Genomic DNA, 14,119 nt, shown 5'->3' with positions numbered 1-14,119 from the left:
GAGAAACAATGAAATTGATACTCATAGGCGCCACCGGCCTGGTGGGCCGCCATGTGCTGGCGCTGGCCCTGGCCGACGCGCGCGTCAGCGCCGTCGCCGCGCCGGCGCGCAAGGCCTTGCCGGCGCATGCCAAGCTGGAAGCGCCCGTCGTCGACTTCGACCGGTTGCCCGCGCAGGCGCCCTGGTGGCAGGCGGACGCCGTCATCTGCACCCTGGGCACGACCATGAAGGTGGCCGGCACGCGGCAAGTGTTCAGGCGGGTCGACCACGACTATCCGCTGGCCGTGGCGCGCCTGGCGCTGGCGGCCGGCACGCGCACGTATGTGCTCAATTCGGCCGCCGGCGCGAATGCGGCCTCGCGCGTTTTTTACAACCGCGTCAAGGGCGAGCTGGAACGCGACCTGGAAGCGCTGTGCTTTGCCTCGCTCACGCATGTGCGCCCGGGCCTGATCGGCGGTGAACGCGACGAGGCGCGCGCGGGCGAGGGCGCCGCGCTGCGCGTCCTGCGCGTGCTGGGTCCCGTGCTGCCGGCGCGCTGGCGCATCAATCCGGCGCCGCGCATCGCCAGCGCCTTGCTGGAGGCGGCGCTGGCCGCCGCGCCGGGCCTGCACGTGGTGACGTCCGAGCGCCTCTTGTGAGCGCGCACCCCGTATAATTGCCTTCATCTAATGGCGAGTACCGACAATGCAGACAGTACGTGATTACCAGGACAGCGACCGCGACGCCTGCCTGGCCCTCTTCGACGGCAATACGCCGCGCTTTTTCGACACCTGGGAGCGCGCCCGCTTTGCCGCCTGGCTCGATGCATCGGTGCACCCCTATGTTGTCATCGAGCGCGTCACCGATGGCGGCGCGCGCATCGTCGCCTGCGGCGGCCACGCGATCGAGCCGGACGGCGTGACGGCCTGCCTGTGCTGGGGCATGGTGGCGCATGACCTGCACGGCCAGGGGCTGGGCCAGGCGCTGACGCAGGCGCGCCTGGACGCCATCGCCGCCATGCCGCGGCTGACCAGCGTGACCATGAATACCAGCCAGCACACGCAGGGTTTCTATGCGCGCTTCGGCTTCGCCGCCGTGAAGGTGACGCCGGACGGCATCGGCCCCGGCCTCGACCAGTGGGACATGGTATTGCCATTGCCAGCACAAGGAATTGAATGACATCCATTGACAGCCATATCGCCGCCGTGCCGCTGGAAAAAGCCTACCGTTTGCTCAATCACGGTCCGTCCATCCTCGTCTCGGCGCGCCATGCGGGCGTGGACAACGTGATGGCCGCGGCCTGGGCCTGCGCCCTCGATTTCGCCCCGCCCAAATTGACCGTGGTGCTGGACAAGGCCACGCGCACGCGCGCGCTGGTCGAGGGCAGCGGCACGTTCGTCATCCAGGTGCCGACGGCGGCGCAATTGCAACTGACGCACGCGGTGGGCACGCACAGCCTCGACGCGCAGCCCGATAAACTGGCGCGCGCCGGCGTGCGGCTGTTTCAGATGGAAGGGTTTGACTTGCCGTTCGTGGCCGGGTGTTCCGCCTGGCTGGCTTGCCGGCTGCTGCCCGAGCCGCATAACCAGCAGGCGTACGATTTGTTCATCGGCGAAGTGACGGGCGCCTGGGCCGATACACGCGTGTTCCGTGACGGGCACTGGCATTTCGAGAATGCCGATCCGGCATGGCGCAGCCTGCACTACATCGCCGGCGGGCGTTTTTATGCGATCGGCGAAGCGCTCGACGCGGACAAATGATCAGTCGAGGGCGATGACCGTGTCGTTTGCGCCGGGAATGCAGCCGTCGGCGATGGCTTCCCAGCCCCGGTGCACCACCACCTGCTTGCCGTCGTGGCAGATTTCCACGCGCTCGCTGGCGGGCAGGCGCTCGCGCGCGAACGCTTCCAGGCTGGCCGGCAGGCTCACCGCCAGCTGCATCGTGCCGATGGCGTCGCGTGGGTGGTCGTCCATGTGCACGAGCGGCACGAAAAGGGAGCCGAGCATCAGCCAGCGCGCGCCCACGTCGACGGGGGCTGGTGCATAGGGCGCGTCGCGCAGCCAGTCCTGGGCGCGGGCGCGCAAGTCGGCGCCGTCCGCCAGTTCGCCCCAGGCGGCGGCCATCAGTTCCACCACCCACTGGTTGCAATTCTGGTATTTCAAGCTGTAGGCATAAGCGTTGGCGCTGTAGCGTCCCGCCAGCAGGTGCTGCACGCGCGATGGATCGAGCAGGGCGCGGCGCAGGGCCGGCGTGGTTTCCGCCGGCAGTTTCACCAGCGAGATGTAGCCGAGCGCGGGGTTTTCCGTGCCCATGACGAAACCGGCCGTGCCCTGGTCGAAGATGCGCGGGCGGCCTTCATCGCAGGCGTAGTACAGCTGGCGCGCGGACCAGCCGTCGTCGCCAGCGTGGCGCCAGGCCAGTGCCGCATGCGAATAGCGGATGCCGAAGCGCGCCAGGTCCAGGCCCGAGCGGCTGATCAGGGCCACGCTGCCTTCGCTGGCGGCCAGCTCGTCGCGCACGACGGCGGCAAAGCGCAACAGACGGTCCTGCTGCGTGGCCGTGAGTTCCTGCGCGCGGTCGCAAAAGCGCGAGGAAGCCAGCGAGGTGCCAGCGTGGGCGGCGCCGCTACAGCCGGCAATGGCGCAGGCGCCCAGCAGCAGCGCCAGGCGGCGCGCGCTCAAGCGCGGGGTCAAGCAAGCAATCAAAGGCTGACGGGTCGCGTGGCCAGTTCGCCGTGCCAGTCGTCGGCCAGCACCAGGAAGAAGGCGGCGCGCGTGTCGTTGCGCGAGAATTCAAGGCCGTAGGCGCGGTTTTGCGCATGCACCATGTCGCCTTGCGCCAGCTGCTGCTTGTCCAGCGCCGCCTGCGGCAAGTCCAGCACGACGGGTGCCTGCGCGGCATCCGCCCGCAGGGTCAAGCGCGTCATGCCGTCGCGGCCCGGCACGGCTGCCACGTCGATGATGCGGTAAGGGCCGTTGGCCACCTTGTTGTCGCGCGAGGAGCTGTTGCTTGAACCCTTGAGCGAATCGGAAATGCTGCCGCTGGACTGGGAACCGGCGCTGGAGGCCGAGGAAACAAAGCTGTCGGCATTGGCGTTGCACGCCACGGTCAGAGCCGCGGCCAGGCCGAGCATGCGTAAGGAGGTAGTCAAGGCAGTTTTCCAGTCAACTGAGTGGCAATAACAAATGCATATGCAAAGTGCACGCCGGGACCATCCCGGCCTGCGCCATCATAGCAGATGGCCCGTCAGCTGAGGAGTACCGCGATCAGGCCTTTCGCCTCGGCCGAAGGTTGCTCGCGCAGCGCCTCCAGCACGGGGTCGCTGTCCAGGTAGGCTCGCAGCTGGCGGCTGATGGTGACGGGCGCCTGCGGCAGGGGGGAGGGTACGGGCGCCAGCGCCTTGGCCAGCAGCAAGGTGTCGCGCAAGCCTTCGGGCGGCAGCATGATGGTCGAACCGGGCAAGGCGTTGACGGCGTCGGCCACGGACGGTGGCACCCCCAGCTGCTGCATCAGTGCGCGGCCGATGACTTCCAGCGCGGGCGCCATCTGCGTTTCCAGCTGCGCGTACAGGCCCGGCGTCTTGTCGGCCTGGGCCAGCAGATAAAAGCCCGCCACTTCATGCACGATGCCCGCAAAGAGGGCCGTATCGGCATCCGCGTGGGTGACGGCACGGGCGATTTCGTGCGACAGCGCCGCCACGTGCACGGTGTGTGCCCACAGCTGGGTGGCCCTGGCGCGCAAGGCGGTGTCGCGGATGCCGGCATTGAGCTGGCGGATGACGGCCGCCGTCGCCAGCGAATACAGGTTGCGGTGGCCCAGGCGCTCGACGGCGGCGCGCACGCTGGTGACGGCGGGCGCCTGGCCGCGCGCGAACAGGGCCGAGTTGGCCATCGCCACGGCGCGCGCCGAGAGCGTGGGCTCGCACAACAGCAGGCGGCTGATGTCGGCCGAATGACAGTCGGGATTGGCCAGCTCCTTTTGCAGGAGCAGGGCGGTATTGATACTGGTGGGGAAGGCCAGGGTTTCCGTTTCGGCGCTGGCAAGGAGCTGCGCCAGGTTGCTGAGCGTGTTGACGTGCATGGATAGGGGCCGGGAAGATAGCGATGCCCGATATTATCAGGCAATTCAGCCTGGCATGGCGTTCGGCAGCGCACACAAGCCATTGCGCTCCTGCACGCTATGCATCAGCGTCCGCGCCCCGGCTCCCGGCCATGCGGGTGAAGGGCGGCAGACGCGCGGGGCCAGTCCCGGCACGCTGAGCGTCAGGGCAGCAGCAGGGAATGCTGGCTGGCCGTATGGAAATCGCGCCAGACGCGGTTGATGGCCGTGTCTTCGCGCGCCGCGTACAGGCCGCAATACGGATACAGGCCGTCGACGGCGGCGCGGCACGCGGCGACCAGGGCCAGGGAACTGCTTTGCACGGACTGCATGTCTTGTTCTTCCAGCGCCGCGCCGCCTGCCACCGTTGCCCAGCTGTTATCGAGCACGGCATAAAAATGGCTGCGGGCGGCGGCAAATGCCTGCTGCTTGTCTTCCAGGAACGTCACGACTTCCGGCACCTCCAGTAGCGGCAGGCCGGCGCGCGCGTGGCGGCGGTGGCGCATGCATGCCTCGGCCAGCCGCATGAAATGCGCGGCCATGCCGGCCACGTTGGCGGCCAGGGTCACGTAGGCCAGCGAATAGAACGGGTAGCGGTACAAGGGGCCGCCGGCCGTCGCGGCGTCCGGGTGAATGGTAAAGCCGTGTTCCTTGGCCAGCCACTGGCCATCGATGCGGTAGCTGTGCGAGGCGCTGGCGCGCATGCCCAGGCTGTTCCACGAAGGCACCAGCTGCACCAGCGCGGCCGGCACCAGAAAGGCGCGGATGCACGGCTTGCCGTGCGCATCGAGCAGCGGCTGGCCGTCGCGCCGCAGCCCGGCGTTCAGGGTGAAATGGGTGGCCATCGGCGCGCCGCTGGCGTAGTCCCAGCTGCCGGTGATGCGGTAGCCGTCGCCTGCCTCGTCCGCGTAGCCGGTGGCCGCGCCGCTGCCGCCCAGGCAGGCGCGCGGCGTGCCGATGATGGTCTTTGCCAGTTCAGGTTCGAGGAAACCCGCGAACCAGCCGGCGCCCGCGCACAGGGTCAGTACCCACCCCATGCTGCCGTCGATGGCGGCCACGGCTTCCTCCAGGCGTACCACTTGCGGCAGGGGCAGCTCGGCGCCGCCCGCGCTGCGCGGCGCCAGCATCGTTAGCCAGCCGCGCCGGTGCAGCAGCGCCTGCTGGGCCGGATGCAGGAAGCGGGCCGCATCGGCTGCCGGCGCATGGCGCGCAATGCGCCGCGCGTCGCGCCCGGAAACGATGGCAAAGTTGGCAGGGTTGGCAAGGGCAGCGTGCGGCATGGGCAAAGTCCGGCAATGGCAGAGGCGGGCATTTTCGCACAGCGTGGCGCCGCCGTTGCCGTCAGCCGTGCGGCAAGGCGATTTTTTCCATCACCGTGCGCAGCAGCATGGCCTCCGGTATGGCCGCGGGGGCCGAGCGCCAGGCGATGATGCCGTCCGGCCGGACGATCACGGCGCCGTCATCCCCGGTGCCGAAGCTGTCGCGGAACGGCTGCTCGGCGGGGAAAATCACGTCGGCGCCGACCAGCAGGGTCTTGAGCTGCAGATGCGCGGCGGCGGCGCACCAGCGCGGATTGGCTGTCAGCAGCACGAAATCCTCGGTCAGGAGGTCGATGCTGGAGACGCTGTTGCCCCGATGCCGGACCCAGACGTGGGGCGCGCGCGTGCCTGGCTGGCCGGCCCAGTCGCGCGGGTGGGCAGCTGGCGGCAGTGCTGCGTCGGCGCCGAGGATGGCGCCAGAGCGCGTGAGCTGGCCCAGTTCCATCGCCAGATTGCCATACAAGCGCGTGTCCTGGTAGCCGTCGCCGACCCATTTCGCGTAGTCCGGCCGGGCGAAGGTTTGCTGGTGCCGCAGCCAGGCGATGGGCCGGCGTTCGTCCGTGTAGGTGTCGAGCAGGGCGGGGCGCGCTTGCCGGCGCAGCACCCTTTGCAGCTTCCATGCCAGGTTGTAGGCGTCGTCGATGCCCGTGTTGGCGCCGTAGCCGCCCCGCGTGGGCGGCAATTGATGGGCCGAATCGCCGGCCAGGAAAATGCGCCCCTCGCTGAACCTGTCCGCGATCAGGCCGGCCAGCTCCCAGCGCCCTGTGGTGATCAGCTCGAACGCCATGTCCTTGCCCAGGGCCTGGCGGACCAGCGCGCGCAATTGCTCCTCGGTGCTGTCGCTTTGTTCTTCAAACATGAGGAACCAGCGCCCGTCCGAATACGTGCCCAGGAAACCCTGGAAGCCCGGCTGGTCGATGTCGAACTGGCGGATGCCCCGTTCCAGAAAGGCGTCCGCCTCGGCGCAGCGGAACAGTACGCTGCGCAGCACGCGCAGGGGACCGGCGCCCTGGCGCGCGATGCCCAGCTGTTCGCGGATGGGGCTGGCCGCGCCATCGGCGGCGATCAGGTAATCGGCCGTGACGGCATAGCATGCGCCCGTGTCGCGCTGGCGCAGCTGCGCCGTGACGCGCTGCGCGTCCTGCTGCACGGACAACAGTTCCACGCCCGTGCGCAGGTCGGCGCCCCGTGCGCGGGCGGCCTCGCGCAGTATCGGTTCCAGCAGATCCTGCGCAATGGCGGCGCCGGTCGTGGGCGAGGCCTTGCCGTCGCGCTCTTCCGGCTGGCCTGGCGTCCACGGCAATTCCTCGTAGTGCTGTCCTGCCAGGCTTGCCACGCGGGCGCGGCGCACGCTGGCGCCCGGCGGTACTTGTGGAATGCGCTCGGCGATGCCGGCGGCGCGGAAAAATTCCAGCGTGTGTTCCGTAAAGCCCGTGGCGCGCGGATGCGCGGCGCTGCCGTGGTGTTTCTCAACGAGGATATGCGGCACGCCCCGCCAGGCGAGGAAGAGCGAGGCTGAAAGGCCGACGAGGCTGCCGCCGATAATGAGTACAGGGGTGTGGATTGAAGCAGGTTTCATGATGTCGTCCCAGGTGTTGTGCAGAGCACACTCAGTCAAGGACGTGGTGAATTTTCGCGGCAGGCGCAACGCCGTTCAGGCAGCAGGGTGACGGAACGCACGCCGACGAAAAAACGGCGCACGTCCGCTTTTCGTCGTGGTCCGCGGCCCCCTGGGCTGGAATATCACCGTCCGCAGGCGGACGGCTGACCGGGGCTCACCACGCCGGTCCACCTTTTTCGACGCCACGATCTTAGCACGGGACTGTCGCGCGGCGCCAGCCCAGGGGCACTTCGGGCAACGGCCCTCAGGCGGCCTTGGCCAGTCCTTCCGCTTCCCAAGCAGCCTTGACGCTGTCGCGCTCGGTCATGCGGCCGAGGAAGGCCTGCACATTGGTCAGCTGCGACAGGTCCACGCCCAGCTGCGGGGCCCAGCCTGTCACGGCGAACAGATAAGGATCGGCCACGGTCATCGTGTCGCCGGCCAGGTAGGCCTGGCCTTCCAGGCGGCTGTTGATCCACGCATATTTCCTGCCCAGTGCCTCGATGAACAGGGCCTTGGTCGCCGTGTCGATGCGGGAATCGAACAGGGGGCTGAACGATTTGTGCAGCTCGGACGTGATGTAATTCTGCCATTCCATCACCTTGTAGCGGGCAAAGTCGCCCACGGGCGGCAGCAGGTCATGCTTGCCGGCCTGCTCGGCGATGTACTGGGCGATGACGGGGCCTTCGCTCAAAGTCCTGCCATCGTCGAGCGCCAGCAGCGGTACCTGGCCTTTCGGGTTGAGTTCATAGTAACTGCCGCCTTCCAGCGTCTTGTGCTGGCCCAGGTCGACCTTGACGAGGGTGAACGGCGTGCCCGTTTCGCGCAGGAGGATGTGCGGCGCCAGCGAGCAGGCGCCGGGAGAGTAAAAGAGTTTCATGGCGATCCTATCCTTGAACAGGTGGGGAAGACGCCACTATAGACCCGTGCAGGCTGTGGGTAAATGCGTGTTCGCGCAATTCGCCGTTCACGCTCGAAGGAGGCTTGCGCTGGCTCAAATGGCCGCCGGCGCCGGGCAGTCTGCCGCCATCGTCGCGCTGGCCCTGGTTTTTCTGATGGCTGCTCAGGCGCGGCCGCCCAGGCTGCCTGCGCCATCGACCGCCTGCACCTGGCCTGGCATGTAACTGGCTTGCTCCGATAGCAGGAAGCCGACGGCGGCGGCAATTTCATCGGCCTGCCCGAGCCGCCGCATCGGTATCGTTGCAAGCACCTGGCGTTCCATCTCGCTGCCGACGGGACGGGTCTTGCGGAATAGTTGCGTTTCCACGGGGCCGGGCGCCACCGCATTGGCCGTCACGCCGTGCTTGGCCAATTCCAGGGCCCAGGTACGCGTGTATCCGACCAGGGCGCTGCTGGCGGCGAAATAGGCAGTGCGGTTCACGTTGCCGTGGATGGCACGGCTGCATATATTCACGATGCGGCCATAGCGGCGCAGCTTCATCGCCTCCACGCACTGCCGCGTCACCTGGATGGCGGCGCGCACGTTCAGATCGAAGACATTCTACAATGTGGCAAAGTCGATCTGCCCCAGTGGCTGGGGCGAGGCAATGCCTGCATTGTTCACGATGCCATCGATGTCAAACTCTTGGTTAAGCGCGTTGAGAACCTGCGCCGTCTGCGCCAGATCTGCCAGGTCGCAGGCTGCCAAGGTGCAGGGAAAGTCCACGCCCTCGATGTGCCGGGCGATGCCGACGACCCGATGACCTTGCCGGTGCAGCAGGGGGCTGACGGCATAACCGATACCGCGTGTCGCGCCAGTGACGAGAAAAGTGCGGGATGTCATGGGAGAGGATTTCCTCAAGCCTGAAAATGAACCTCTGGGAAGGCTACGCTTTTGCCATTGCATGCTTTGCTGCCGCGTGCCGCAGGCTTTGCCAGCGCATTATATTTTTGCAATGTGGGTGTTTTTCGGAGTGCTCTGATATGGCATGGACCGTGCGAGCCCTACACTTCATCCCGCAACAACACAGGAGCGCTTGCGCGCAAGCATGCGTTCCAGAAGCGTGCCGGACGTTCCCGGCTCGCGGTTGCCACTGACCGGTTGCAATATCAATTGCTGCGTCGCCGTCATCACTGCTGCAGCTTTCCCGGATGCCGCTAGCGCCCCTGATCAGCGTGTACCGTTCAGTATGTCGCGCTAGCTAGCCGCGACAGGTGCTGGCGCCGCCGGCGGCATCGTGATTACTTCATGCATCATCAGTCAGTTGCTCCCATCAATATATAAAAGGTTGCGTTATGCATATGGGCTATTTACTTAAACCGGGGATGGCAGTCGCGCTACTGTGGGCGGTGAGCAATCCGGCCTTCGCGGTCACCTGCACTTACCTGGATGGCATCCGGCCGGCCGTGGGCGCCATGCCCTTGCAGGGGTCGGCGATCACCGTCGGGCGCGAGGTGCCGTTGGGCACCGAGGTGTATCGCCAGACATTCAAAGTGGCCAGCGGCCAGGCAGTGAAACTGGATTGCCTGTATGCCCCGTATCAACAGTATACCGAGCTGACGGTTGATGGCGGCTTCCTCTTGGCAAACTGGTCCAGCGGGAAGTATGCGAATAAAGTCTACAGCACCAACCTTCCTGGGCTGGGGATTGCCTTCAACAGTGTCGGCGGTCCGCTGCCCAGACAGTCAAGCAAGACATGGACCGCTTGCACGGCAGGCAAAAACTGCATTGTTCCTTTTGACGGGCCGTCCAATTTTGAACTGCTGCTGATCAAGGTAGGCGAGGTGACGCCTGGGGTGCTGAGAGGCGATACGCTGCCGGGCGTCAGCCTGTTCGGTAATTTCGGCGATGCCAGAATGCTTGGTTTCAAGATGGGCATTTCCGGCAACCTTCGGATAGCCTCGAAGACCTGCAGTACTCCCGATGTCGCGGTGCCCATGGGCAAGTATAAAGCCAAAGATTTTAGCGGGATCAACGGCGCTACGGGCTGGAAGGACTTTTCCATAAACTTGAATGATTGCCCGGCGTTCTATGGAACAGTGAGCACCACCGCTGTCAGCTGGATATCGCAAAGCGGCACGTCACCGAGCGGCACGGCTGGCGCCGTAAGCCGCGACAATAACAGCCTGCGCTACCGCATCGATCCCGTTCGCACGCCCATCAACGCAGGCAATGGCGTGCTGAGCCTCGACCCCAGCGCCGCAGGCCGTCCTCCCGCCGCCACCGGCATTGGCCTGCAAATAGCCACCCAGGCCGGCAACGCGCTGCCGCTGGCAAACTTGCAGAGCGGCGGCCTGGGCCTGAGTAGCTTCGAAACCAGCTATTCCATTCCCCTGCGGGCACGCTACCTGCTGACGGGCGGCAAGATATCGCCCGGTCCGGCAAATGCGTCGGCAACGTTTACGATAAGTTATGAATAACTACATGAAGGACGCGCCAGGGGCACGCAGCAGAACGGCTTGCGTGCGGGCGCTGCGATGATGCCAAGGGCATCGCGCTGGTGCCGGGCATGTTGATCAGCAAGCAGGCGCACCCGCCGAGGCTGCCTGCATCATCCTCCACCGCTACCTTGCCTTTCGTTTGCAATCGCACGTCGTGCTGCCTGGCGGGCGCACGCGCATGGCGTAAGGCCTAAGGCGCCGCCAGCGGGCTGATCGACTGTCCTGGCTGGCTTGTCACGACGTTTTTTGCCATGTATCCGTTTTTCGGAGTGCTCTTATATGGCGTATGCCGTGGGGGCCATACACTTGATCCCGTAACTGCACGGCAGCGCTTGCGCGCAGCGATGCTTTCCAGCTGGATGTCGGCCATTCCCGGTTCGGGGTGCCACGGGCCGGTTTGAATAGCCATTCGAGCGATGGCTGCGCCGTCTTCACCGTGACGGTTGCTTTCCTTGACGCCAGCGGCGCCGTTGATGCCCATGCGCCGTTCAGTGTTTCGCCCTGGCCGCAACAGCTTCGCGTGCCGTCGTCAGCGCCATGATTACTTCATCCATCGTCCGCCAGTTGCATCAATCAACATAGATAAGGTCGCGTCATGCATATAGGTTCTTTGCTCAAATCCGCGGTAGCTATTGCGCTGCTGTGGGCGGTCGCCAATCCGGCTTTCGCCATCAGCTGTAGCTATATGTACGGCATCCAGCCGGCCAAAGGCTCCATGCCTTTTCAGGCATCGGCGATCAGCGTCGGACGCGATGTCCCGGTGGGCACGGAGGTGTATCGCCAGACATACAGGGCGCGGTCCGGCCAGACGGTGACACTCGACTGCCTGTATGCGCCGTTCCAGATGTCTACCGAGTGGACGGTTGATGCGAGCTCGGGTATGGCCGCATGGTCCACCGGGCAGTATGCCAATAAGGTCTACAAAACCAGCATTGACGGTCTGGGTGCCGTTTTCAATAGTACCGGTGGTCTGCTGCCCAGACGGACCTCTACGCAGCCGAGTACTTGCACGTCGGGCAATCACTGCCAGGTTCCTTTTGCCAATCCGTCCACCAATACCGGGCCGGCCAATTTTGAATTGATATTGATTAAGATTGGGGCGGTCACGCCCGGGGTGCTGAGCGGCAGCTCCTTGCCGATCGTCAGTTTGTTCGGCAATTTCGGCGATGCCAGAATGCTGGGCTTCCAGATGGGCATCTCCGGCAACCTTCAGATAGTCTCGCGGACCTGCAGTACGCCGGATGTTTCGGTGCCCATGGGCACGTATACATCCAAGGATTTTACCGGGATCAACAGCGCCACCGGCTGGAAGGATTTCTCCATACGCTTGAACGATTGTCCGGCGTTCCATGGAACACTTACCAAGATCGCTGCAAGCTGGCTGTCGGACAGCGGCAACTCTCCGGGCGGCACGGGAACGACGGGAGTGCGTGAAATCAACAGACTGCGCTACCGCATCGACCCCGTGGGCACGGTCGCCAGCCTCGGCAACGGCGTACTGGGTCTCGATCGCGGTGCCCCTGGCGGCCCTCCCTCCGCAGCCGGTATTGCCCTGCAGATAGGTAGCCAGGGTACTAGCACGCTATTCCTGGCAACCCTGCAGAGCAGCGACCTGACCTTGAGCGATTCCGAACGCAGCTATTCCATCCCCCTGCGCGCCCGCTACCTGCAGACCGGCAGCAGGGTGACGCCGGGACCGGCAAACGCCTCGGCGACATTCACGATCAGTTATGACTAGGCTGCTGCGGGAGGTCGATCGAACGCGTGACGAGGCTCGCCGCCCGAAGGCGTGCGGAATGGACGCTGGTGCTCGGCTATAATCCGGGCACGTTGGCAAGTGTTGCGCAACGTCATCACGGAGCCGACATGCATAAACTGATTTCCGAACTCACCCGCCTGTATCTGTTCGACGAGCAACAGCAATACGTGGATGCGGAAGGCGGCGCGCTGCCGCTGACGCCAGCCGTGCTGGCCCGTCATCTGGCAGGCGAGCAGACGGTGGTGGTGCGGCTGGTCAGCGAGCAGGGCCTGGCGCGCACGCTGCTGCTGGAGTTTGGCGGCAAGGGCGGCGGCGAGGCGCACTGGAGCGCGCTGTGCACGATCGCCAATGCCGTGCAGCACGAGCTGGATTTGCCGGCGCCCGCCGTCAGCATCTCGGGCACGGCGTTCCAGCTGTGGCTGTCCCTGGCCACGCCCGTGCCTCTGGCCCAGGCGCAGCAGTTCGTGCAACTGCTGCGCTCGACCTTTTTACCCGCATCGACCGACATCCTCGCCGTCGCGCCGCCCGCCTACGTGGAGCAGGCGGCGCTGCCGCCGTGCCTGCAGGCAGCGGGCAAGTGGGCCGCCTTCATCCATCCCAGCATGGGCGCCGCCTTTGTCGACGAACCGGGCCTGGACATGCCGCCGCCACCGGCCGCGCAGCTGGGCTTTCTGGAAAGTCTGCGCAGCATCAACCCGGCCCAGTTCGCGCAGGCGCTGGCCAAGCTGCAGGGACATGCGGGGCTGGATGTTGCCGTGCAAACTGCCGTGCCAGCTGCGGTGCCAACGTACATGCCAGCAGCCGTGGCCCCTTTGGTACCCGCGCCCGTTCCCGCCGCCAGCGCTCAGCCAGGCTTGCTGCTGCAGGACGCCACCCTGGAAGACATCGTGCGCTGGCTGCATGCGCGGCATATCGAACCGACCTTCCGGCACCGGCTGCCGTAAAGAAGGCTGGCCGGCCCGAGTCCCATTCGATCAGCCTTGCCGAGGAATCAGGATATGCTGTTGATAAAATTTCTGGTACTGGTCTTTGCCATCGTCTTTGGCATACCCAACCAGATCATCGATTACAAGCACCGCAAGAACAAGTCCTATGAACCTGGCGATGCCTGGGCATATTATTCCAGGCTCAGCAAGGAGGGGAATGCGGAAGGCAAGTTCATGGTGTGGTCGACGTACTGCGGGATCGGCCTCGTGGTGGCCACGCTCGCCTATCTGGCCGTGCACCTGTTCACCAGGTAGTCCATGGCCACGCCAGCCGTCGTCCAGGGGGGCGGTGCTGGGTATAGACGCGGGATTTTTTGTTGGAGAAATGTACATGAGCACGGCCAGGAGCGGACTCATCGGGGCTTGCAGTGCCCTTGCCAGCATGCTTGCGGTATGGCTGGTCTATATCGGCCTGGAACATTTCTCCGGCACGGTGAATCTCTGCGCCATTGTTTTGTGCGGATTGCTCATCGGGATGGTGCAGGGATGTTTTATCCACCGCGCACGGCACAGGTCCATCGCCATCGCTACCTTGATCGGCATGCTGATCTTGTGGCTGCCAGTGGTGGTGGCGACCTATGGCTTTGCTCTGCTGGCGCTGCCGCTCCTGGTGGCTTATGCGGCGCTGGTTTTCTGCGGCGCCAGGCTGGCAGGCACGCTGCGGGCGCATGCCTGCAGGCCCGCATAGCAAGCCTGCAAGGCCCGGTCTTTTAACGCAAGAGGGTATATGCAGTCACAATTTTATTGCACGTCGATTCAGGATTATGGCAATCAGCGCCTGGCCATCGTGCACGGCGCCGTGTCCGCGGGCGCGGTTTTCCCGGGAATGACGCTCTGCATGGGCTTGGGCGATCAGGTCGACGTGACCTTCCCGATCTCCGCAGTGCTCGATGCAGGCGAGCTCCTGCTGGACTGCGACGACCAGGAAGGCGTGGACATGCTGCTGGCCTTCGCGGTGGCGCATGAATATCTGGCGATACAGGCATAGTCAGTTCTG

Annotated in this window: 16 protein-coding genes and 1 pseudogene; 9 read left to right on the top strand and 8 right to left on the bottom strand. The window is 65.3% G+C overall.

The features are described from left to right. The first annotated feature begins 8 nt into the window (after window positions 1–8). The 3 genes from ACQ4WR_RS03245 to ACQ4WR_RS03235 are packed head-to-tail and all read left to right on the top strand — an operon-like array spanning window position 9 to window position 1,739. A complete protein-coding gene (locus ACQ4WR_RS03245) occupies window positions 9–638 on the top strand; it encodes an NAD(P)H-binding protein (protein WP_436485269.1) in 630 nt (209 codons plus the stop codon). Between the two features lie 46 nt (window positions 639–684). Next, entirely contained in the window at window positions 685–1,158 is a 474-nt protein-coding gene (locus tag ACQ4WR_RS03240; RefSeq protein ID WP_436485267.1) for a GNAT family N-acetyltransferase, read from the top strand. 5 nt (window positions 1,159–1,163) lie between these two features. Beyond that, window positions 1,164–1,739: a flavin reductase family protein gene (locus ACQ4WR_RS03235; RefSeq protein ID WP_102295770.1), complete on the top strand. Its 576-nt coding sequence runs from the start codon at window positions 1,164–1,166 to the stop codon at window positions 1,737–1,739. Here ACQ4WR_RS03235 and ACQ4WR_RS03230 read toward each other — a convergent pair whose 3' ends face one another. From ACQ4WR_RS03230 to ACQ4WR_RS03200, 7 genes and pseudogenes are all read right to left on the bottom strand, one after another. Then, window positions 1,740–2,660 carry a DUF2145 domain-containing protein gene (locus ACQ4WR_RS03230; RefSeq protein ID WP_436485386.1) on the bottom strand — a complete coding sequence of 307 codons (921 nt, stop codon included), beginning with the start codon at window positions 2,658–2,660 and terminating at the stop codon, window positions 1,740–1,742. Between the two features lie 20 nt (window positions 2,661–2,680). After that, entirely contained in the window at window positions 2,681–3,112 is a 432-nt protein-coding gene (locus ACQ4WR_RS03225) for a hypothetical protein (protein ID WP_102295729.1), read from the bottom strand. Between the two features lie 113 nt (window positions 3,113–3,225). Then, entirely contained in the window at window positions 3,226–4,059 is an 834-nt protein-coding gene (locus tag ACQ4WR_RS03220; RefSeq protein WP_436485265.1) for an HDOD domain-containing protein, read from the bottom strand. A gap of 182 nt (window positions 4,060–4,241) precedes the next feature. Then, window positions 4,242–5,357 (bottom strand): acyl-CoA dehydrogenase family protein, encoded by a 1,116-nt coding sequence (locus ACQ4WR_RS03215; protein ID WP_436485263.1) that lies wholly within the window; start codon window positions 5,355–5,357, stop codon window positions 4,242–4,244. A 61-nt stretch (window positions 5,358–5,418) separates the two neighbouring features. Further along, on the bottom strand, window positions 5,419–6,975 hold the full coding sequence (locus tag ACQ4WR_RS03210) for an FAD-dependent monooxygenase (RefSeq protein WP_436485261.1): 1,557 nt from the start codon (window positions 6,973–6,975) through the stop codon (window positions 5,419–5,421). 286 nt (window positions 6,976–7,261) lie between these two features. Beyond that, complete coding sequence (gene gstA / locus ACQ4WR_RS03205; protein WP_436485260.1) at window positions 7,262–7,876, bottom strand: glutathione transferase GstA; 615 nt, start codon at window positions 7,874–7,876, stop codon at window positions 7,262–7,264. 183 nt (window positions 7,877–8,059) lie between these two features. Then, window positions 8,060–8,779, bottom strand: a pseudogene (locus ACQ4WR_RS03200) (SDR family oxidoreductase). Between the two features lie 452 nt (window positions 8,780–9,231). Between ACQ4WR_RS03200 and ACQ4WR_RS03195 the strand changes: the two are divergent. After that, the gene (locus ACQ4WR_RS03195) at window positions 9,232–10,356 is read left to right on the top strand and encodes a fimbrial protein (protein WP_436485258.1); all 1,125 of its coding nucleotides are present in this window, start codon (window positions 9,232–9,234) and stop codon (window positions 10,354–10,356) included. 211 nt (window positions 10,357–10,567) lie between these two features. Here ACQ4WR_RS03195 and ACQ4WR_RS03190 read toward each other — a convergent pair whose 3' ends face one another. Then, a complete protein-coding gene (locus tag ACQ4WR_RS03190; protein ID WP_436485256.1) occupies window positions 10,568–10,858 on the bottom strand; it encodes a hypothetical protein in 291 nt (96 codons plus the stop codon). Between the two features lie 114 nt (window positions 10,859–10,972). On the opposite strand from ACQ4WR_RS03190, the gene ACQ4WR_RS03185 reads away from it, so the two are divergent. The 5 genes from ACQ4WR_RS03185 to ACQ4WR_RS03165 all read left to right on the top strand — a co-directional run bounded on the left by ACQ4WR_RS03185 (window position 10,973) and on the right by ACQ4WR_RS03165 (window position 14,110). Then, complete coding sequence (locus tag ACQ4WR_RS03185) at window positions 10,973–12,115, top strand: fimbrial protein (protein WP_436485254.1); 1,143 nt, start codon at window positions 10,973–10,975, stop codon at window positions 12,113–12,115. A 128-nt stretch (window positions 12,116–12,243) separates the two neighbouring features. After that, on the top strand, window positions 12,244–13,080 hold the full coding sequence (locus ACQ4WR_RS03180) for a hypothetical protein (RefSeq protein WP_436485252.1): 837 nt from the start codon (window positions 12,244–12,246) through the stop codon (window positions 13,078–13,080). Between the two features lie 54 nt (window positions 13,081–13,134). Then, a complete protein-coding gene (locus tag ACQ4WR_RS03175; RefSeq protein WP_102295741.1) occupies window positions 13,135–13,377 on the top strand; it encodes a hypothetical protein in 243 nt (80 codons plus the stop codon). A gap of 76 nt (window positions 13,378–13,453) precedes the next feature. Then, a complete protein-coding gene (locus ACQ4WR_RS03170) occupies window positions 13,454–13,810 on the top strand; it encodes a hypothetical protein (RefSeq protein WP_436485250.1) in 357 nt (118 codons plus the stop codon). A gap of 39 nt (window positions 13,811–13,849) precedes the next feature. Then, on the top strand, window positions 13,850–14,110 hold the full coding sequence (locus tag ACQ4WR_RS03165) for a hypothetical protein (protein ID WP_436485248.1): 261 nt from the start codon (window positions 13,850–13,852) through the stop codon (window positions 14,108–14,110). Window positions 14,111–14,119: the final 9 nt, after the last annotated feature.

It is taken from the genome of Janthinobacterium amylolyticum (assembly GCF_051380655.1).
In the GTDB taxonomy this organism is placed as follows: domain Bacteria; phylum Pseudomonadota; class Gammaproteobacteria; order Burkholderiales; family Burkholderiaceae_D; genus Janthinobacterium.
This window is presented reverse-complemented; position numbering and strand designations above follow the sequence as displayed.